The 19,630-nt window shown below is 63.2% G+C and carries 19 protein-coding genes; 13 read left to right on the plus strand and 6 right to left on the minus strand.

Features of this window, described 5'->3' with window-relative positions; translation table 11 throughout:
* The first annotated feature begins 2 nt into the window (after positions 1–2).
* The 10 genes from argS to rsmI all read left to right on the plus strand — a co-directional run bounded on the left by argS (position 3) and on the right by rsmI (position 11,847).
* Complete coding sequence (argS, locus tag WMO45_RS09305; protein WP_349140402.1) at positions 3–1,751, plus strand: arginine--tRNA ligase; 1,749 nt, start codon at positions 3–5, stop codon at positions 1,749–1,751.
* A gap of 205 nt (positions 1,752–1,956) precedes the next feature.
* Positions 1,957–3,237: a glycosyltransferase family 2 protein gene (locus tag WMO45_RS09310; protein WP_349140404.1), complete on the plus strand. Its 1,281-nt coding sequence runs from the start codon at positions 1,957–1,959 to the stop codon at positions 3,235–3,237.
* Positions 3,238–3,345: 108 nt separating this feature from the next.
* Entirely contained in the window at positions 3,346–4,569 is a 1,224-nt protein-coding gene (locus WMO45_RS09315; RefSeq protein ID WP_349140405.1) for a homocysteine S-methyltransferase family protein, read from the plus strand.
* A 229-nt stretch (positions 4,570–4,798) separates the two neighbouring features.
* Positions 4,799–7,120, plus strand: a complete 2,322-nt coding sequence (locus tag WMO45_RS09320; RefSeq protein ID WP_349140406.1) for an anaerobic ribonucleoside triphosphate reductase — start codon at positions 4,799–4,801, stop codon at positions 7,118–7,120.
* 13 nt (positions 7,121–7,133) lie between these two features.
* The gene (locus WMO45_RS09325; protein ID WP_349140407.1) at positions 7,134–8,336 is read left to right on the plus strand and encodes a class I SAM-dependent rRNA methyltransferase; all 1,203 of its coding nucleotides are present in this window, start codon (positions 7,134–7,136) and stop codon (positions 8,334–8,336) included.
* A gap of 25 nt (positions 8,337–8,361) precedes the next feature.
* Positions 8,362–9,117: a class I SAM-dependent methyltransferase gene (locus tag WMO45_RS09330; protein WP_349140408.1), complete on the plus strand. Its 756-nt coding sequence runs from the start codon at positions 8,362–8,364 to the stop codon at positions 9,115–9,117.
* Between the two features lie 82 nt (positions 9,118–9,199).
* A complete protein-coding gene (nrdG, locus tag WMO45_RS09335) occupies positions 9,200–9,727 on the plus strand; it encodes an anaerobic ribonucleoside-triphosphate reductase activating protein (RefSeq protein WP_349140589.1) in 528 nt (175 codons plus the stop codon).
* Positions 9,728–9,750: 23 nt separating this feature from the next.
* On the plus strand, positions 9,751–10,368 hold the full coding sequence (locus WMO45_RS09340) for an NUDIX hydrolase (RefSeq protein WP_349140409.1): 618 nt from the start codon (positions 9,751–9,753) through the stop codon (positions 10,366–10,368).
* Complete coding sequence (locus tag WMO45_RS09345; protein WP_349140410.1) at positions 10,365–11,006, plus strand: tRNA1(Val) (adenine(37)-N6)-methyltransferase; 642 nt, start codon at positions 10,365–10,367, stop codon at positions 11,004–11,006. The genes WMO45_RS09340 and WMO45_RS09345 overlap by 4 nt, the downstream gene beginning before the upstream one ends.
* A gap of 1 nt (position 11,007) precedes the next feature.
* Positions 11,008–11,847: a 16S rRNA (cytidine(1402)-2'-O)-methyltransferase gene (rsmI, locus tag WMO45_RS09350; RefSeq protein WP_349140411.1), complete on the plus strand. Its 840-nt coding sequence runs from the start codon at positions 11,008–11,010 to the stop codon at positions 11,845–11,847.
* A gap of 179 nt (positions 11,848–12,026) precedes the next feature.
* Here the strand turns inward: rsmI and WMO45_RS09355 are convergent, their stop codons facing one another.
* Positions 12,027–12,269: an AbrB/MazE/SpoVT family DNA-binding domain-containing protein gene (locus WMO45_RS09355; RefSeq protein WP_349140413.1), complete on the minus strand. Its 243-nt coding sequence runs from the start codon at positions 12,267–12,269 to the stop codon at positions 12,027–12,029.
* A gap of 221 nt (positions 12,270–12,490) precedes the next feature.
* Between WMO45_RS09355 and WMO45_RS09360 the strand changes: the two genes are divergently transcribed.
* Positions 12,491–13,069, plus strand: coding sequence for a nucleoside recognition domain-containing protein (locus tag WMO45_RS09360; RefSeq protein WP_349140416.1), 579 nt, complete (start codon positions 12,491–12,493; stop codon positions 13,067–13,069).
* A 2-nt stretch (positions 13,070–13,071) separates the two neighbouring features.
* Complete coding sequence (locus WMO45_RS09365; RefSeq protein ID WP_349140417.1) at positions 13,072–13,593, plus strand: spore maturation protein; 522 nt, start codon at positions 13,072–13,074, stop codon at positions 13,591–13,593.
* Positions 13,594–13,645: 52 nt separating this feature from the next.
* On the opposite strand, the gene WMO45_RS09370 is transcribed toward WMO45_RS09365, so the two are convergent.
* The 3 genes from WMO45_RS09370 to WMO45_RS09380 form a co-directional block, all read right to left on the minus strand.
* Positions 13,646–13,855 carry a hypothetical protein gene (locus tag WMO45_RS09370; protein WP_349140419.1) on the minus strand — a complete coding sequence of 70 codons (210 nt, stop codon included), beginning with the start codon at positions 13,853–13,855 and terminating at the stop codon, positions 13,646–13,648.
* A 31-nt stretch (positions 13,856–13,886) separates the two neighbouring features.
* Positions 13,887–15,074, minus strand: a complete 1,188-nt coding sequence (locus tag WMO45_RS09375; RefSeq protein ID WP_349140420.1) for a nucleoside recognition domain-containing protein — start codon at positions 15,072–15,074, stop codon at positions 13,887–13,889.
* Positions 15,075–15,139: 65 nt separating this feature from the next.
* Positions 15,140–15,736, minus strand: a complete 597-nt coding sequence (locus WMO45_RS09380; protein ID WP_349140422.1) for a TetR/AcrR family transcriptional regulator — start codon at positions 15,734–15,736, stop codon at positions 15,140–15,142.
* A gap of 87 nt (positions 15,737–15,823) precedes the next feature.
* Here WMO45_RS09380 and WMO45_RS09385 point away from each other — a divergent pair, with 87 nt between their 5' ends.
* Positions 15,824–16,699 carry a DegV family protein gene (locus tag WMO45_RS09385; protein WP_349140423.1) on the plus strand — a complete coding sequence of 292 codons (876 nt, stop codon included), beginning with the start codon at positions 15,824–15,826 and terminating at the stop codon, positions 16,697–16,699.
* A gap of 49 nt (positions 16,700–16,748) precedes the next feature.
* Here the strand turns inward: WMO45_RS09385 and WMO45_RS09390 are convergent, their stop codons facing one another.
* Both WMO45_RS09390 and WMO45_RS09395 read right to left on the minus strand, forming a co-directional pair.
* Positions 16,749–18,863: a sensor histidine kinase gene (locus WMO45_RS09390; protein ID WP_349140424.1), complete on the minus strand. Its 2,115-nt coding sequence runs from the start codon at positions 18,861–18,863 to the stop codon at positions 16,749–16,751.
* A gap of 21 nt (positions 18,864–18,884) precedes the next feature.
* Entirely contained in the window at positions 18,885–19,586 is a 702-nt protein-coding gene (locus WMO45_RS09395; RefSeq protein ID WP_349140425.1) for a response regulator transcription factor, read from the minus strand.
* Between the last annotated feature and the right edge of the window lie 44 nt (positions 19,587–19,630).

Genomic DNA, 19,630 nt, shown 5'->3' on the forward strand with positions numbered 1-19,630 from the left:
ACATGTCCAATCTGATTCAGGCGGCCCGGAAGCAGGTCGCCGCGCTGACCCAGACGGCCTATGAGAAGGCCGCGGCCGAGGGCCTCCTGCCCGCCGGGGCGGAGGTGAAGGCCACCATTGAGATCCCCAAGGATCCCACCCACGGAGACTACGCGTCCTCCTTTGCCATGGCGGGGGCCAAGGCCCTGCACAAGGCCCCCCGGCAGATCGCCGAGATCATCGTGGCGCACCTGGACCTGACCGGCACCTTCTTTGACAAGGTGGAGATCGCCGGACCGGGCTTTCTGAACTTCACCCTGGGCAGCAAGTGGTACGGCCAGGTCCTCGCCGACATCGAGGCCGAGGGCGCCCGGTACGGCGCTGTGGACGAGGGCAAGGGCGAGAAGGTCATGGTGGAGTTCGTCTCCGCCAATCCCACCGGCCCCATGCACATCGGCAACGCCCGGGGCGGCGTTCTGGGCGACGCGCTGGCCGCCGTGCTGGAGCGGGCGGGCTACGACGTGTGGCGGGAGTTCTACGTCAACGACGCGGGCAACCAGATCCACAAGTTCGCCATGAGCATCGACGCCCGCTATATGCAGATCGTGCTGGGGGAGGAGAATTACACCTTCCCCGAGGACGGCTACCACGGGGACGACATCAAGGAGCTGGCCCAGGCCTTCTACGACCAGCACGGCCCCGCCTGGAAGGATAAGCCGGAGGAGGAGCGCCAGGCGGCCATGGCTCAGTACGGCCTGTCGGTGAACATCCCCAAGATGAAGGAAGATTTGCGCCGCTACCAGATCGAGTACAACGAGTGGTTCCTGGAATCCACCCTCCACAACAGCGGCTATGTGGCCGAGACGGTGGGCCTGCTGGCCGAAAAGGGCTGGACCTATGAGAAGGACGGCGCTCTGTGGCTCAACACCACGGCCCTGCTCAAGCAGAAGTACCTGGCCGAGGGCAAGAGCCAGGAGCAGGTGGACAAGCTGGACCTGAAGGACGACGTGTTGCGCCGGGCCAACGGATTCTACACCTACTTCGCCGCCGACATCGCCTACCACCGCAACAAGCTGGCCGAGCGGGGCTTCTCCAAGGCCATCAATATCTGGGGCGCCGACCACCACGGCCACGTGGCCCGGCTCCAGGCCGCACTGGACGGCCTGGGTCTGGACGGCTCCCACCGGCTCATCGTGGTGCTCATGCAGCTGGTCAACCTGCTCCAGGACGGCCAGCCCGTGCGTATGTCCAAGCGCTCCGGCAAGGCCATCGCCCTGCGGGACCTGCTGGACGAGGTGAGCGTGGACGCCGCCCGGTTCTTCTTCAACTCCCGCGCCTCCACCAGCGCGCTGGACTTCGACCTGGACCTGGCTGTGCGGGAGGATTCCGAGAACCCGGTGTACTACGTGCAGTACGCCCATGCCCGCATCTGCTCCCTGGTGGCCCGGCTGGGGGAGGAGGGACATGCCGTCCCCGCCGCGGCTGCGGTGGATCCGGCCCGCTTCACCACCGTGGAGGAGAAGAGCCTGATCAAGACCCTCTCCCAGCTGCCCGAGACCATCCGCCTGGCGGCCCGGGACTACGACCCCTCCGGCGTGAACCGCTATCTGATCACTCTGGCCGGAGAGTTCCACCGCTTCTACAACTCCTGCCACATCAAGGGCGAGGAGGATGCGGTGCTGGATGCCCGGCTCAAGCTGTCCGACACGGTGCGCTCGGTCATCGCCAATTGTCTGGACCTCATCGGTGTTACCGCTCCGGAAAAGATGTAAGGATACAAACCCGCGCCCATTCGGGCGCGGGTTTCTTACATTTGTATAAAAGAAATAAAAACTTTTTCTTAATAGTGTGTTAATTGGTATGTAACACTCTTGTAATCTTTTTAAAACGTGGTATCATATCCCATACGTGTGAGCAGAGGAAGGTATCACCCCTGCTGCGCGGCTCCTTTGGGTCTGTCAATGGAGGATTACAGGAATGAGTTTGCTGCATTTTGTGAGAGAACTGAACCGGGTTGTGGTGCTGTTTTTCACACTGCTGTATTTATATCAAGGAATATATGCGGTGGTGGGACTGATTTTCCGCCGCTGGAAGGACCATCATACACCCGAACGCATGCACCGTTTTGCCGCCGTGGTTTCCGCCCGAAATGAGGAGGGGGTCATCGGCGAACTGCTGGAGAGTCTGAAACAACAGAACTATCCGGCGGAGCTTTTGGATCTGTACGTAGTGGCCGACAACTGCACCGACGACACCGCCGGAGCGGCCCGCCGGGCGGGCGCCTTTGTATATGAGCGGTTTAATCAGAGCCGGAAGGGCAAGGGCTACGCCCTGGACTATCTCTTCCGCCAGTTGAAGGCGGAAGGGCGGGATCAGTACGACGCCTATCTCATCTTCGACGCGGACAATCTGGTGGATCCCAACTTCGTCGCCGAGATGAACCGCACCTTTGACAAGGGCTACGACGCGGTGACCTGCTACCGCAACTCCAAGAATTTTGGGGACAACTGGATTTCAGCGGGCTACTCCATCTGGTTTTTGCGGGAGGCCCGGTTCCTCAATTTCCCCCGCGCTCTCCTGGGCACCAACTGCCATGTGTCGGGTACCGGCTTTTTGGTATCGGCCCAGCTGATCGAGGAGAACGGCGGCTGGCCCTTCCATCTGCTCACGGAGGACATCCAGTTTTCGGTGGACTGCGCCATCCGGGGCAAACGCATCGGCTACTGTGACAAGGCGGTGGTCTATGATGAGCAGCCCACCACGTTCCAGCAATCCTGGGATCAGCGGCTGCGGTGGTCCAAGGGCTTTTACCAGGTGGACCGGGAGTATACCGCGCCCCTTCTGCGCGGGTGTTTCCGCCCCGGACGGCTGGGGACCTCCTGCTACGATATGTTCGTTACCGTAGCCCCCGGTATGCTGCTGACCCTGCTGATGATCCTGTTTAACGGGATCCTGCTGGCAGCCTGCCTGACCGAGCCGGCGTTCTGGGCGGTGCGGATCATCCGTGAAACCACAGGCTTTATGCTTTCCAGCATTGTGAGCTTCTACCTGGGGCTGCTGGCCTACGGAGTGTTGACCGTACTGTCGGAGTGGAAGCACATCCGGGCTACGCCGTGGAAAAAACTGGGGTATGTCGTTACCTTCCCCGTATTTATGTTTACCTACATCCCTATCTCCATCGCCGCACTGGTGCAGAAGGTGGAGTGGAAACCCATCTACCATAGCGCCGCAAAAAAGTTCAAAGAGATCGCACCCTAAAATGGGAGGGAGCCGGGCAGGCAGCCGGCTCCCTCTTGCATTTGTCAGGGAGTTTGTGATATACTATCCCACAATCATGTTGAGCAACAAGGAGGAGCACAGCACATTATGGACACCATCCCCCCTTTATCAAAGCCGCTGCTGATGGACGGCGCCACCGGGACCGAGCTGTTCCGGCTGGGCATGCCCCAGGGCGTCTGCACCGAACAGTGGGTGTTGGAGCACCCTCAGATGCTGCTGGAGCTCCAGCAGGCCTATGTGGAGGCGGGCAGCCGGGTGCTGCTGGCGCCGACCTTTGGTGCCAATCGGGCCGGGCTGGAGCGGTATGGTCTGAGCAGTCGGGTGGAGGAGTATAACCGCCGTCTGGTGGAACTCAGCCGCCAGGCGTCCGGCGGCCGGGCGCTGGTGGCGGGGGATCTGGCCCCATTGGGGCGGGCCATCGTTCCCTTTGGGGAGAGCCGGTTTGAGGACCTGGTGGACATCTACACCGAGCAGGCCGCGGCGCTGGAACAGGCCGGGGTGGACCTGTTCGTGGTGGAGACCATGGTGAGCATGGCGGAGGCCCGGGCGGCGGTGCTGGCCTGCAAAAGCGTGTCGGACAAGCCGGTGTGGGTGAGCTTTACCTGTGACGACGAGGGGCGCACCCCTACCGGTACCGATGTGCTGGCGGCCATGATCGTCATGCAGGGCATGGGTGCGGCCGCCTTTGGACTCAACTGCACCGATCCTGTGGTGACGGCCCAGCAGCTGGAGCGGCTCACGCCCTATGCCGGCCTGCCGCTGATCGCCAAGCCCTCGGCGGGGCTGCCCGGGGCGTGCTGTACGCCGGAGGAGCTGGCCGCGCTGGTGCCCGCCTATGCCAGGGCCGGGGCGCGGATCTTCGGCGGCTGCTGCGGTACGGGAGCGGCACATGTGTCCGCCCTGAACCGGGCGGTGGGGCAGGTGGATTTTACCGCTTTCCAGCCGCCGGAGCGGGATCCAGACGTGATTCCCTGTGCCAGCGAAAAGGAGGCCCGCTTTATTACCCCCGACGTGGATGTGGGGGAGACCATTGAGTGCTCTCCCGATCTGATGGAGGATATCCTGGCCGCCGAGGAGGAGGCGCCCCAGGGCGCGCTGAAGATCGCCATCCTGGAGCAGGATGACCTGGATATCTTTGCCGAGAATCAGTATGTGGTCAAGGACGCGCTGTGCCTCTGGTCCGATGTGCCCGAACTGCTGGAGGGCGCCCTGCGCATCTATCAGGGCCGGGCTTTCTGGGATGGAACGGAGGATCTGGACCAGGAATTTCTGGAGCGGATGGCCCGCACCTATGGACTGGTGCTGCTCTGAGGAGCGTCAAGTCCCGGGGGGCAGTTTTTTCAAAATCAGCGAAACCGCCAAAAAGCACGCCCCGTTTTTGGGGCGCGCTTTTTGGTTTGCGCCTTGACGAGTGTATCAAGATACGGTATTATAGAAAACGTCGAACGAGATTAGACACAAGATATAGTGCTGCTTTGCGCGGCGATATGTGGCCCGGTGCAGGGCTTTTTTTATGAGCAGGAAAGGAACGGATGCTGCCATGACACTGACCAAAATCAAGAAACGGGACGGCCGTCTGTCCGATTTTAATGAGGATAAGATCGTACGGGCCATTACCAAGGCGTTTGACGCCACCTATAAGCCGGGACAGGCCGATGTGGCCCGGCGCCTGGCCGATGAGGTGCTCTCCATTCTGGAAGTGGAGGGGGAGCGGCAGCCCGATGTGGAACACATCCAGGACCTGGTGGAGCGGGTGCTGATGGACAACGGTTATGTGCAGACCGCCAAGGCCTACATCCTCTACCGGGAGGAGCGCAGCCGTGCCCGGGAGATGAACACCCGGCTGATGAAGACCTATGAGGACATTACCTTTTCCGCCGCCAAGGAGTCCGATCTGAAGCGGGAGAACGCCAACATCGACGGGGATACCGCCATGGGCTCCATGCTGAAATTCGGCTCCGAGGGCGCCAAGCAGTTTTACGATATGTTTGTCCTCAACCCCGACCACGCCCGGGCCCACCGGGAGGGGGATATCCATATCCACGACCTGGACTTTCTGACCCTCACCACCACCTGCTGCCAGATCGACATCAAAAAGCTCTTTGAGGGGGGCTTCTCCACCGGCCACGGCACTCTGCGGGAGCCCAACGACATCTCCTCCTATGCCGCGCTGTGCTGCATCGCCATCCAGTCCAACCAGAACGACCAGCACGGCGGCCAGAGCGTGGTCAACTTCGACTACGGCATGGCCGACGGCGTGCGCAAGACCTTTGTGCGCCTCTACCGGCAGAACCTGGCCCGGGCCCTCATGCTGCTGGAGGACCGGGAGGACCCGGAGAGCGAGCTGAAGGGGATCATGGCCGGCATCAAGGAGCGGACCGGACTGGTCCCCACCCTGGAGGACTGGGACGACTACGCCGCCGCCGAACGGGAGGCCATGGCGCCCGCTTTCGGTACGCAGGAGGAGATCGCCAAGGCCCAGCGCTTTGCCCACCAGCGGGCGGTGAAGGAGACCGACCGGGCCACCTATCAGGCCATGGAGGCCCTCATCCACAACCTGAACACCATGCACTCCCGGGCCGGGGCCCAGACCCCCTTCTCCTCCATCAACTACGGCATGGATACCTCCCCCGAGGGACGGCTGGTGATGAAAAACGTGATGCTGGCCACCGAGGCCGGCCTGGGCGGCGGGGAGACCCCCATTTTCCCCATCCAGATCTTCCGCGTCAAGGAGGGGGTCAACTACAACCCCGGCGAGCCCAACTACGACCTGTTCCAGCTGGCCATCCGGTGCTCGGCCAAGCGGCTGTTCCCCAACTTCAGCTTCATCGACGCCCCCTTCAACCTGCAATACTATAAGCCCGGCCATCCCGAGACCGAGATCGCCTACATGGGCTGCCGCACCCGGGTCATCGGCAACGTATACGACCCCAGCCGGGAGATCTGCAACGGCCGGGGCAACCTGAGCTTTACCACCATCAACCTGCCCCGGCTGGCCATCAAGGCCCGGGGAGATCTGGACGCCTTCTTCGAGGGGCTGGACCGGATGATGGACCTGTGCGTGGACCAGCTGCTGGAGCGCTTTGAGATCCAGTGCCGCAAGCACGTGTACAACTACCCCTTCCTGATGGGCCAGGGGGTGTGGCTGGACAGCGACAAGCTCAGCTGGGACGACGAGGTGCGGGAGGTGCTCAAGCACGGCACCCTGTCCGTGGGCTTCATCGGCCTGGCCGAGACCCTGAAGGCCCTCATCGGCGCCCACCACGGCGAGAGCGAGAAGGCCCGGGTGCTGGGCCTGGAGATCATCTCCCACATGCGCTCCCGCATGGACGAGGAGAGCGAGAAGCGGGGCCTCAACTTCTCCCTGCTGGCCACACCGGCGGAGGGACTGTCCGGCCGGTTCGTCAAGCTGGACAAGGTCCGCTACGGCATTATCGAGGGGGTCACCGACCGGGAGTACTACACCAACTCCTTCCATGTGCCGGTGTACTTCCCCATCTCCGCCTACGACAAGATCAAGATCGAGGCACCCTATCACGCCCTCACCAACGCCGGGCACATCAGCTACATCGAGATGGACGGCGACCCCACCGACAATCTGGAGGCCTTTGAAAAGGTCATCCGCTGCATGAAGGAGAGCGGCATCGGCTACGGCAGCGTGAACCACCCGGTGGACCGGGACCCGGTGTGCGGTTTCTCTGGCATCATCGGGGACCAGTGCCCCGGCTGCGGCCGCACCGAGGCCGACGGCGTGCCCTTTGAGCGCATCCGCCGCATCACCGGCTATCTGGTGGGCACCCTGGACCGCTTCAACAACGCCAAGCGGGCCGAAGAGCACGACCGGGTCAAGCACTCGGTCTGAGAGGAAGAGAGATATGACACAGCCGAGCATCCGCCTCAAGCGGGGGGAGGGCCGGGCCTTCAAGGCCGGCGGCCCCTGGATCTATGACAATGAAATCGGGGAGATTTTGGGCGACCCCGCCGACGGGGACGTGGTGGCCATCCAGGACTACAACGGCTACCCCCTGGGGGTGGGCTTTCTGAACCGGGCCTCCACCATCGCGGTGCGGGTGCTGTCCCGGAAGGCGGACGCGGTCATTGACGAGGCCTTTCTGGAAGCCCGGGTCCGGGCCGCCTGGCAGTACCGGAAGGACACGGTGGACACCTCCTCCTGCCGGGTGATCTTCGGGGAGGCCGACTTTCTCCCCGGCCTGGTGGTGGACAAATTTTCCGACGTGCTGGTGGTGGAGTCCCTGGCCCTGGGCATCGACAAGCTGAAATCCACCATTTTGAAGCTGCTGGTGGATGTTCTGGCCGAGGACGGCATTTCCATCCGGGGCATCTACGAGCGCAGCGACGCCAAGGTGCGCCTCAAAGAGGGTATGGAGCGGGTGAAGGGCTTTTTGTCCGAGCCCTTCGACCCGGTGGTGGAGATCGTGGAGAACGGGGTCCGCTACCAGGTGGACGTGGCCGAGGGACAGAAGACCGGCTTCTTCCTGGACCAGAAGTACAACCGCCTGGCCATCCAGCCCCTGGCCAAAGGCGGCCGGGTGCTGGACTGCTTCACCCACACCGGGGCCTTCGCCCTCAACGCCGCCAAGGGCGGCGCCCGGGAGGTGCTGGGGGTGGACGCCTCCCAGCTGGGGGTGGATCAGGCCACCCGCAATGCCGAATTGAACGGCATGAGCGACCGGGTGCGGTTCGAATGCCATGACGTGTTCGAGCTGCTGCCCGAGCTGGAGAAGAAAGGCGAGCAGTTCGACCTGGTGATCCTGGACCCGCCGGCCTTCACCAAGTCCCGCGCCTCGGTGAAGAAGGCGGTCACCGGCTACCGGGAGATCAACCTGCGGGGCCTCAAGCTGGTGAAAAACGGCGGCTATCTGGCCACCTGTTCCTGCTCCCACTTCATGACCCCGGAGCTGTTTACGAAAACCATCGGGGAGGCCGCCCGGGACGCCCACCGCCGCCTGCGGCAGGTGGAGTACCGCACCCAGTCCCCCGACCACCCGGTGCTGTGGGGGGCCGACCAGTCCCTCTACCTGAAGTTCTACATCTTCCAGGTGGTGGACGACCGGTAACACCGGAGAAAAAGGGCGGTGCTTTATGGATCACACACAGCGCTTTGAGGGCCTGGCCGGGGTGTATGCCGCCGGTCGTCCGACCTATGCCCGGGGCCTGCTGGACGCGCTGTATGGGGAGTACGGTCTTTCGGCGGCGTCGGTGATCGCCGATGTGGGCGCCGGGACCGGTAAGCTGACCGGACAGCTGCTGGACCGGGGCAGCTTTGTATACTGTGTGGAGCCCAACGCCGACATGCGCGGTGCCGCCGCCCGGGCACTGAGCGCCTGCCCCAGGTGCCGGGTGATAAACGGGACGGCGGAGGCGACCACGCTGGAGGCGGAGTCGGTAGACTGCGTAACGGCAGCTCAGGCCTTCCACTGGTTCGACCCGCTCCGGTTCCGGCGGGAGTGCAGGCGGATCCTGCGGGGAAACGGGCCGGTTTTCCTGATCTGGAACATCCGGGACCCATCCGACCCGGTGAACCGGGACAGCTTCCGGATCTTCTCGGAGTACTGCCCAGCCTTCCGGGGCTTTGGGGGCGGCATTCAGAAGGACGACGCCCGGATCCGGCAGTTGTTTGGGCATGGGTATGCCTACCGGGAATTTGAACATCCCCTTTGCTATGAAAAGGACGGCTTTCTCCGCCGCAGCCTGTCCGGCTCCTACTCCCTGCGGCCGGGCGATGCCCGGTATCCGGAATACCTGCGGGCGCTGTCCGGGCTGTTCGACCGGTATGCGGAGAACGGGCTGCTGCACATGGCAAATCAAACGGTGGTCTATGTTGGAACGGTAGACTGACCGACGGGAACGCAGATAGGGGCCGCTGTGGACAGCGGCCCCTATCTGTGCGCTTTGGAGAAGAAGGAGGATAAGTGTTATGATGCGTATCGCCAATACGGTGTCCGACTCCATTGTGGACGGCCCCGGTCTGCGTTTCACCGTGTTTACCCAGGGCTGTCCCCACCACTGCCCCGGCTGCCACAACCCGGACACCCACGATCCCGCCGGGGGCCGGGCGGTGGGTGTGGAGGAGCTGGCGGAGACGATGGGGAGCAATCCACTCACCGACGGCCTCACCCTCTCCGGCGGAGAGCCCTTCTGCCAGGCGGAGGAGTGCGCCGCGCTGGCCCGTCTGGCCCATGAAAAGGGCTTGAACGTGTGGACCTATACGGGGTATACTTATGAAAGACTGCTGGAGGGGGACCTGCCCGGGGCGCTGGAGCTGCTGGAGCAGACCGACGTGCTGGTGGACGGGCCCTTCCGGCTGGCGGAGAAGTCCTACGAGGCCCTGTTCCGGGGCAGCGCCAACCAGCGGCTCATCGATGTGAAGAAGAGCCGGGCGGCGGGAACGGTGGTCCTCTGGACCCGGCCGGACCCGCTGGCCCATTTTGTGCGGCCGGAGTCGTAGAGCACGGCAGAAGGAGGCGTCCCATGGGGAAACAGGCGGAGCTTGCGGATTTCCGCAGCCGGTGGACGGGCCATGTGCCTGAGATACAGGATATCAGGGCCAGATATGCGGTGCTGGTGCCCCTGGTGGAGCGGACGGAGGGGCTGAGCCTGCTCTATGAGGTGCGCTCGGAGCAGCTGGGCCGCCAGCCGGGGGAGGTGTGCTTCCCCGGCGGAAAGATGGAGGCGGGAGAGACCCCCGTGGACTGCGCCCTGCGGGAGACCTGGGAAGAGCTGGCCATTCCACCCCAGGCGGTGGAGGTGGTGGCCGAACTGGACCTGGTGACCCACCAGGGCGGCTTCGTGCTGCACCCCATTCTGGGCGTTGTGGACCCCGGGGCCCCCATCGTCCCCAGCCCGGCGGAGGTGAAGGAGACCTTCACCGTGCCGGTGGACTGGCTGCTGGAGCACCCGCCGGCGGTGTACACCTACGACCTGCTCCCCCAGGTGGGGGAGGACTTTCCCTATGAGCGCATCGGCTTTCCCCAGGGCTATCGCTGGCGGGGGGGCAAGGTCACGGTGCCGGTGTATGACTGGCCGGGGCACCCCATCTGGGGCCTCACCGGGCGCATCACCCGCCGCCTGCTGGAGGACATGGGATGAGGGCCCCGGAACAGCTGGGGCCCTACGTCTACCGCCAATCGGACAGCTGCTTTCCCCTGGGGCAGGACAGCCTGCTGCTGGGGGCCTTTGCCACGGTGCGCAGAGGGGACCGGGTGTGGGACCTGGGCTGCGGGGCGGGAGCGTTGCTGCTGCTGCTGGCCGGGCGGGAAGCGGAACTGACGCTTGCCGGGGTGGAGCGCTCTTCCGCGGACAGCGCCTTGGCCCGGGCGAATTTGGCGGAAAACGGCCTGGACGGAACCATTTTCACCGGGGATATCCGGGAGCTGATGCTCCCCGCCGGGACGGCTTCCCTGGTGGTGTGCAACCCGCCCTACTTCAAGGCGGGCAGCGGCGCCCCCGGCGGGCCCGCCCGGACGGAGGAGGCCCGATTGCACGACTGGTGCGCCGCTGCCGGGCGGCTGCTGAAAAACGGAGGACGGTTCGCCCTGGTCCACCGGCCGGAGCGGCTGGCGGAGGTCTTTGCCGGGATGCGGGCCGCCGGGATCGAGCCCAAGCGGCTCCAGCTGGTGCAGCACAGTTTGGACACGCCGCCCTCTGCCGTGCTGGCGGAGGGGGTGCGGCAGGGCAGGCCGGGGTTACAGGTGCTGCCCGTACACTTTATTGACCGGAGGAATTGACATGGCCGGAACCTTATATCTGGTACCCACCCCCATCGGCAATTTGGGGGACATTTCCCAGCGGATGGCGGATACCCTGGCGGAGGTGGACTTCATCGCCGCCGAGGACACCCGGGTGACCCTGAAGCTGCTCAACCACCTGGAGCTGAAAAAGCCCCTGATCTCCTACTACCGCCACAACACCGAGGCGGGGGGGCAGGCGGTGCTGGGCCGCCTGCTGGCGGGGGAGAGCTGTGCCCTGGTCACCGACGCGGGCACCCCCGCTATCTCCGACCCGGGGGAGGATCTGGTGGCCCTGTGCGCCCGGAATGGGGTGGATGTGGTGGCCATCCCCGGTCCCTGCGCCCTCATTACCGCCCTGGCGGTGTCCGGCCTGCCCACGGGACGGTTTACCTTTGAGGGCTTTCTGGCCATGAACAAGAAAAACCGCCGCGCCCACCTGGAGTCCCTGGCGGGGGAGCGGCGGACCATGCTCTTCTATGAGGCCCCCCACAAGCTCTGCGCCACCCTGGAGGATCTGGCCGCCGCCTTTGGCCCCGACCGGCGGATCGCCCTGTGCCGGGAGCTGACCAAGCTCCACGAGGAGGTGCGCCGCACCACCCTGGGCCAGGCGGTGGAGTGGTACGCCGAGAATCCACCCCGGGGCGAGTTCGTACTGGTGGTGGAGGGCGCCCCTGAGCCGGAGGAACAGGAGATCACCCTGGAGCAGGGCTTGGCCCGGGTGGAGGAGCTGCGGGAGACTGGCCACTCCCTCCGGGACGCGGTGAAGCAGACCGTGAAGGAGACCGGGCTGCCCAAAAATGAGCTTTACGCCCTGGCAGTGGGCAAAGAAGGCTGCTGAGACGATCCACAGCTTAAAATGAAGTCCAGACTGTGAAAAATCAATATCCTATTTTGGGAAAAAATTGAAAACCAAATATTACAAATTGTATATTTATGAAATCACCGTTACATGAAAAAAACCCCCCATTGCCCTTCTTGGAAGGGCAATGGGGGGTTTAGCCTGCGATAAAAATGAATTTATTTTCCCTGCAACTCCCGGATGCAGTTGGGACATACATTCTTGCCGCGGAAATTGATCACATCTCTGGCGTCATCGCAGAAAATGCAGGCGGGCTGGTACTTTTTCAGTACAATAGAGGGGCCGTCCACATAGATTTCCAGGGAGTCTTTCTCCGCGATGTCCAGTGTACGACGTAGTTCGATCGGGAGCACGATTCGTCCAAGCTCATCGACTTTCCGAACGATTCCGGTTGACTTCATATCAAGTACTTCCTTTCTCTACGCTTTTCTATTTTTTTCCACTATCAACTATAAACTGACATTATTATAACATGATGTATTGCAATGTCAATCGAAATCTGGAAATTTAAGAAAAGGTTAAAAGAGTCTTTCACATCCCGTAAAAAGCGCGTTTGGCGGGCTGAGACATGTTTTCCGCCCCGGTGGCATAAGGTGAGAGGAAAACAGAGGAGGTGAGCCGGATGGCGATGGCGCTGATCTGGACGGGAATGGTGGTGGCTGCGCTGCTGTGCGGCTTGGCCACGGGAAATGGGCCGGCGGTGGCGGCGGCGGCCATGGAGGGAGCGGCGGCGGCAGTGGAACTGTGTCTGTCCATGGCGGGGGTGCTCTGCCTGTGGATGGGGGTCATGGAGGTCATGAAGCGCTCCGGCCTGTCTCAGGCCCTCACCCGCCTGCTGCGGCCGGTACTCAAGCGGCTGTACCCGGAGTTTGCCCGGGACCGGGCGGTGATGGACAGCATCGCGGCCAATGTGTCGGCCAATCTGCTGGGGCTGGGCAACGCGGCGACCCCGCTGGGCATCCAGGCCGCACGGCAGATGAGCCGGCGGACTCCGGGCACCGCCTCCGACGCGCTGTGCCTGCTGGTGGTGTGCAACACCGCCTCCATTCAGCTCATCCCCACCACTGTGGCCAGTGTGCGTATGGCCGCAGGCAGTACCGCCCCCTTTGACATCCTGCCCGCAGTATGGCTGGCCTCCGCGCTATCGGTGACGGCCGGAATCGTGGCGGCCAAGTGCTTTGCCCGGCTCTGGAGGGATTGAGGATGGATTTGTTTTTTACCATGCTGGTCCCAATGATCATCGCCGGGGTGGCCCTGTACGGATTGGCCCGCCGGGTGGATGTATACGACGCGCTGGTCCAGGGAGCGGGGGAGGGACTGGGGGTGCTGGCGCGCATCGCCCCCGCCCTGGTGGGGCTGCTCACGGCGGTGTACATGCTGCGCGCCTCCGGCGCGCTGGAGCTGGCCGCCGATGTCCTCCGCCCGGTATTGACCGCCCTGGGCATCCCGCCGGAGACAGTGGGACTCATGCTGGTACGGCCGGTCAGCGGCTCCGCCGCGCTGGGAGTGGGGGCCGAGCTCATTGCCACCTACGGTCCGGACTCCCTCATTGGCCGTACGGCTGCCGTTATGCTGGGGTCCACCGAGACGACGTTTTATACCATTGCCGTCTACTTCGGAGCTGCGGGCATCGTCCGCACCCGGTACGCCGTCCCCGCCGCCCTGTGTGCCGACCTGGCAGGCTTTGTGGCGGCGGCCTGGGCGGTGCGGGTGCTGTTTGGCTGAGGGGAAACGCACAGAAGAAGGGCGGGCGCATCTGCGCCCGCCCTTGCCGCATTTACAGAGTGAAATCCTCATCCTTGAGGCGGCTGAAGTCCGGCACCACCGGGGGAGGGGGGACCCGCTTGAGAGGGTCGTAGCGGAAGGACCGGCAGCTGCTGCCGGGGGAAACGACCCCTTTTTTGGAGCAGAGGATCTTATCCTCATCCAACTGCGTGCCGCGCTCACAATAGGCGCAGCGGGGCTCGATATCCTTTTGAAAAAGCATGCCGCTTCCCTCCCTCTTTTCAGACATTTTATTATAGCATATAGTTGCGGTGCTTGCCAAGCTTTTTTCCGGCCGCCACTACGGCCACCAACAGGTAGAAGAGAAAGACCACCCAGGCCGACACCAGCGAGAGGGTAAGGGCCCGGCTGAAGTCCACCCCGGCGATACCGGCCACCTGATCGGCCAGGTAGTCAGATACCGGGGCCTCCAGGGGGATAAGACGTACCAACACGGCGATGAACAGGGCGGACAGGCCGCCATGGAGCAGCTTGCCCACCAGATAGGTCCCCACGGACAGACCGCTGCCGCCGATGAAGGAGAGCACCTGACAGTGGACCGAAAGGCCCGCCCAGCCCAGCAGGAAAGCCGCCATGGTCAGCCGGCCGGGGAGGGAGCCGTCTCCCGACAGGGTCCATACGCCGGAGGAGATCTCCAGTATGCCGGTGAGCAGGCGCTGGGCCCATTCCGGGGTCAGGCCGAAGGGGGCCAGCAGGGTTCCCAGCGCGCCGGCCAGGGCGGGCAGACAGCCCGAGCGGATGAGCAGCTGGATGACTACGGTAAAAAACACCACAAAGGCACAGATGTTGAGCGTGGAGAGAAAGGACTGCTTGATAGAGCCGGTAAAGGCGACGGTAAAGCGCTGGGCCTGAAAGTGGGGACGAGGGGCGTGCTCCTGCCTGCCGGAGCCGGAGCCGGAACCATAAAAGCGAAACAACAGGCCGATGCACACCGACGCGGCGGCGTGAGCCAGATAGAGCAGCACCCCCACCCGGCTGCTGGCAAAGACGCCCGCCCCCACCACGCCCAGGATAAAGGCCGGGCCGGAGTTGTTGCAGAAGGCCAGCAGCCGCTCGGCCTCGGTACGGGTACACATGCCGTTTTCATACAGGCTGATGGCCGTCTTGGCCCCCACGGGATACCCGCCGATGAACCCCAGGGCAAAGGCCGAGGCACAGGCGCCGTTTACCCCGAACAGGGGGCGCATCACCCCTTCCAGCAGCCGGCCCAGGTATCCGGCCAGCCCCAGTTCCACCACCAGTGAAGAGAGCACAAAAAAGGGGAACAGGGCGGGAATGATGACATTGTAGCACAGTTTCAGGCCGCTCTTGGCCGCCTCCATGGCGGGCTGGGGATAGAGCAGCAGGGCCAGGGTGGCGCACAGCAGGGCCAGGCAGAGAAACAGATCGCGTACCCGCTCTTTGGATAACAGCCGGGACATGGACTTCACCTCCGTCCTGAAATGGGTATGCGTTCAGGAGGGAAAACTTGCCTGTCCCGGCGGGATCACCGGCTCTGGAAGATCTGGCGGAAGAGCGTATAGTCCTGCTCCAGACGGGGCAGCAGCGGATAGCTGCCCCGATGGAGGACCCAGTCGATGACCACGCCCCGGAAGTGGCGGAAGAAGAAATCCGCCGTCCACTCGGTGGACCAGCCCGGCAGCAGCAGCCCCTGCTCCTCGGCCTGGCGCAGACACTCCAGCATGGAGCGCAGGGTATAGCGGGTGGGGTCCATGCTGGAGGAGTCGTCCGGGGCGTTGAGCCGCCGCTGGTAGTAGCGGGCCACCAGCTCCCAGCCCTGTTCCTCCAGAAAAGCGGCGTAGGTGGACAGGATGCGCCACAGCCGCTGGGGAGGCGTGTCCTCCTCATGACCGGCCAGCGCCTGTTCCATGTAGTGGTCCAGCGGGGAGAAGCCCCGGGAGAGCAGGTCCTCCTTGGAATGAAAATGGTGGTAAAAGGCCCCGGTGGTGATGCCGGCCCGCTGACAGATATCCCGGACGGAGACCCGGTCAAAGCTGTGCTCCCGGGACAGGTCCAGGGCGGCCTGGAGGATGGCCTGTTCGGTTTGTTGGGCCTGCTGCTTCCGGCGCTGACGATAATCCATCTGGATTCCTTCTTCCCCTTGACATCTGCGGCGTACAGCCGCTATAATGATGGCATAACAATGTTATGTGACTAATTATAGAGTAGGATGATAGCCTTGTCAAACCCTGAAAAGATCGCGCTGCTCACCGATTCCACCGCCGACCTGCCTGCGGAAATGCGGCAGGGAAAGCCCATTTATGTGGTGCCGCTGAAGATCAGCTGTGCCGACGGGGAGTATTCCGACGGGGTGGATATTTTTGCCGAGGATGTGTATCGCCGTCTGCGCGGCGGCGAGCTGCCCCGCACCTCGCTGCCCGAGGGCGGCGTGGTCAGCGATACCCTGGACCAGATCCGGGCCGACGGGTATGAAAAAGTTGCGGCTGTGATGCTCTCCTCCGGCCTGTCCGGGACGTACAACATGGTCCGTCTCCAGGCCGAGCAGAGGGAGGACCTGGAGATCGCCGTGTTTGACTCCCGCAGCGGTTCGCTGGGAATGGGTATCACGGTGCTGCAGCTGTGGGAGGAGATCCAGGCCGGCCTGACCTGGCGGCAGTTGGTGGACGAGCGGGCCCCGCACCTCATGGCCAACACCTATCCGTTCTTCTCGGTGGATACGCTGGAATACCTCTACAAGGGCGGGCGGATCGGCAAGGTGACCGCCATGGCGGGCACGCTGCTGTCCATCAAGCCTGTGATCTCCTTTGCCTCCGACGGACAGCTGCAGAGCGTGGCCAAGGTCCGGGGCCGCCGGCAGGTACAGGACAAGATCCTGGAGCTGATGCAGGCCAGGTTCCAGCCGGGGCGGCGCTATAATCTGGGTGTGGCCAACGGCGGCGCGCCGGAGGAAATGGAGCAGTTCGCCCGCCGGGTCAAGGAACGCTTCCCTGACTATGAACACTGCTGGGAAGGAACCATGGACGCCACCCTCAGCGTCTATATCGGTGACGGCGTCATCGGCGCCGGGATCCAGTTTTTGGACTGAATACGATCAAACGCCCCCGGCGGTACGTTGGTACCGCCGGGGGCGTTTTTTATGCCTTCTGATCGGACAGCTGGAAACGGGGCTGGCCCTCCAAAACCTCGGAGAAGGAAAGGGTGGCCTTGAACAGGTCTCCGTCGATGTCCAGGCGGAACTCGCCCCCCTGCAGCTCGGTCAGGCTGCGGGCAATGGACAGCCCCAGACCGGAACCCTCGGTGCTGCGGGACTCCTCCCCACGGACAAAGCGCTCCATCAGCCGCTGAGCCGGGATGTTCAGAGGCTGGCGGGAGATGTTTTTGACCGACAGAAAGACCTGGCCCGCCTCCCGGTATATGTCAAGGTAGATCCGGGTACCCTCCAGGGCGTACTTGTTGCAGTTGGACAGCAGGTTGTCCAGCACCCGCCACAGGTGCCGCCCGTCGGCCATGATGTAGGCCTCCTCCTCCGGAAAGGAGGGGACCAGGGTCAGGCCGCTGGCGATAAACTTTTCCTCAAACTCGCCCAGGGCCTGCTGGAGCAGCTGCACCATGCCCAGCCGTTCCAGGTGGACGGGCAGGGTGCCGGTGGAGGCCTTGGAGGCCTCCACCAGGTCTTCCGTCAGCTTCTTCAGCCGCTGGCTCTTCCGCTCCAGCACGTCCAGGTATTCCAGCGCTTTGGGGTTCTGGATCTCCTGTTTTTTCAGCAGGTCCACATAGTTGATGATGGAGGTGAGGGGGGTCTTGAGGTCGTGGGAGACATTGGTGATGAGCTCGGCCTTGAACCGCTCGCTCTGGATGCGCTGTTCCACGGCGGTGCTGATCGCGGTGCCCAGGTCGTTGAGCTGTCCGGCATGCCGGGCCAGATCGTGGTACATATGGTGGGTGTCGATCTTGAAGTCGGGGTTGCCCCCCACGATCCGGGCAGTGCCCCGGCGCAGGCGGTCCCACTGGAGGGTCCACCGGCACAGGCACCACAGCACAAAGCCCTGGTAGAGCAGGGTGAGCAGGATGCTGTAGGTGGACAGAAGGCAGCCCACCAGGTAGAGCAGAAACAGCACGATCACCCGACCGGTGATGGGAAGGCTCAGCGCAGCGGCCCGGAAGCCCCGGAACAGGGTGCGCAGGATCAGATAGGAGAGATTGTTGGTCCAAACCGTACCCGTTTTGATCCGGGTGGCCAGGGTGACGGAGAGAATGAGGACACAGCCGCCGATGGCCAGGCTGATGCAGCACATGCCGCCCAGCAGGTCACTGGTCAGCGATGTGACATTCATACCGTAGGCAATGGAGTCGCCGGCGTTGAGCAGCAGGATGATGGCCCAAAAGGCCCCAAACAGCAGCACATCCAGGGGGATGTGTTCCAGCCAGCCCCGCACCGGGCGCGGCTGCCCCTTCTGCCAGCCCACAGCCCGCAGAAGAAAGACCAGTCCCCCAACGGTCAGTATGTCCAGCACCAGCGCCATGATCGCCAGAGTGGGCAGATACCGGGCGTACTGCTGGTAGTCCAGATAGCTGTCCCAGAATTCATCGTGGACGGTGAGCGGATCGGTGACGCCGTATTCCAGCACCAGCTCGGATTGGGTGATCCGACTGTCCCTGGTCTGATCATAGTTCCAGTTATAACCGTTGAAGGTGTAGCCGTATTGAGCGGCCAGAGCGGCGTCGTCAGGGGTGATGAGCTGCTCGGTCTCGTCCTCCAGCACCACGTAGAGCAGGTAATAATCCTTCTCGCCGTTCCAGACGAAATAGTCCCGGCCGGAGGCGTCGGCATTCAGGGCGGGAATGACGGTGTCCTGTTCCACCGCGTGGACGCACTCCTCCAGAGGGGCGGTCCCCTCCACGTTGGTGTAGATGAGCGTGCCGGTGTCGTTGCGCCGGATAGCAAAGCGGAAGTTGGTCTGCTCCGCGTCCAGCGCCTCCACCAGCATGTCCAGCCGGCGCTGGTCCAGGTAGGGCAGGGTGTCCTGCCACTCCCGGTATTGGAGCAGCCGGGCCAACTCCCTTACCTGGACGGCGCGGTTGGATACATCCTGGTAGTAGTCGTTGCTGGTATAGTAGTTGGTGCCCAGCCACAGAGTGTCCCACTGATAGAGGATGAACACTGTGGACCAGAACCCGCCGACCCCCGCCGCCAGCACCAGCAGCACGGCGACCAGTTTGGCGGCCAGGCAGGTGCGCAGTTGTTTCATCAGATCACATCTCCTTGGTGCTCAGAGCTTTTCCATCTTGTACCCCAGCCCCCAGACCACCTTGATGTAGCGGGGATTGGCCGGGTCGATCTCCAGTTTTTCCCGCAGGTGCCGGATGTGGACGGCCACCGTGTTCTCTGAGCCGAGAGAGGGGTCGTTCCACACCAACTCATAGATCTGACTGGTGGAAAAGACCCGGCCCGGATGCTTCATGAGCAGCAGCAGGATGTTGTATTCCAGCGGAGTCAGGCTCACCGGCTCCCCGTCCACCGTCACCGATTTTGCCCCGTCATCCAGCGCCACCCCGCCGTTGGTAAGCAGAGAATGCGTGTCCGTCCCGCCGCCGTTCTTGCCGCCGAGGCTGGTATAGCGCCGCAGCTGGCTTTTGACCCGGGCCACCACCTCGATGGGGTTGAAGGGCTTGGTGATGTAGTCGTCCGCACCGATGTTCAGACCCAGGATCTTGTCGCTGTCCTCGCTTTTGGCGGTGAGCAGGATGATGGGTACATTGCAGCTCTCCCGCAGCTTGGCGGTGGTGCGGATGCCGTCCAGCCCGGGCATCATCACATCCAGCAGGATGAGGTCCACCGGCTGGCTGGCGGCCAGCTCCAGGCACTCCAGGCCGTTGTAGGCCTTGATAGTGGCATAGCCCTCGCTGGTGAGATAGATGTCCAGGGCCGAGACGATATCCTTGTCGTCGTCACAGATGAGAATGGTATTCATAGAAATCACCTCATGGAATGATAGTAAAATATCAGAAAAGCATT

Source organism: Flavonifractor hominis (genome assembly GCF_040095835.1).
Classification (GTDB): Bacteria; Bacillota; Clostridia; order Oscillospirales; family Oscillospiraceae; genus Flavonifractor; species Flavonifractor hominis.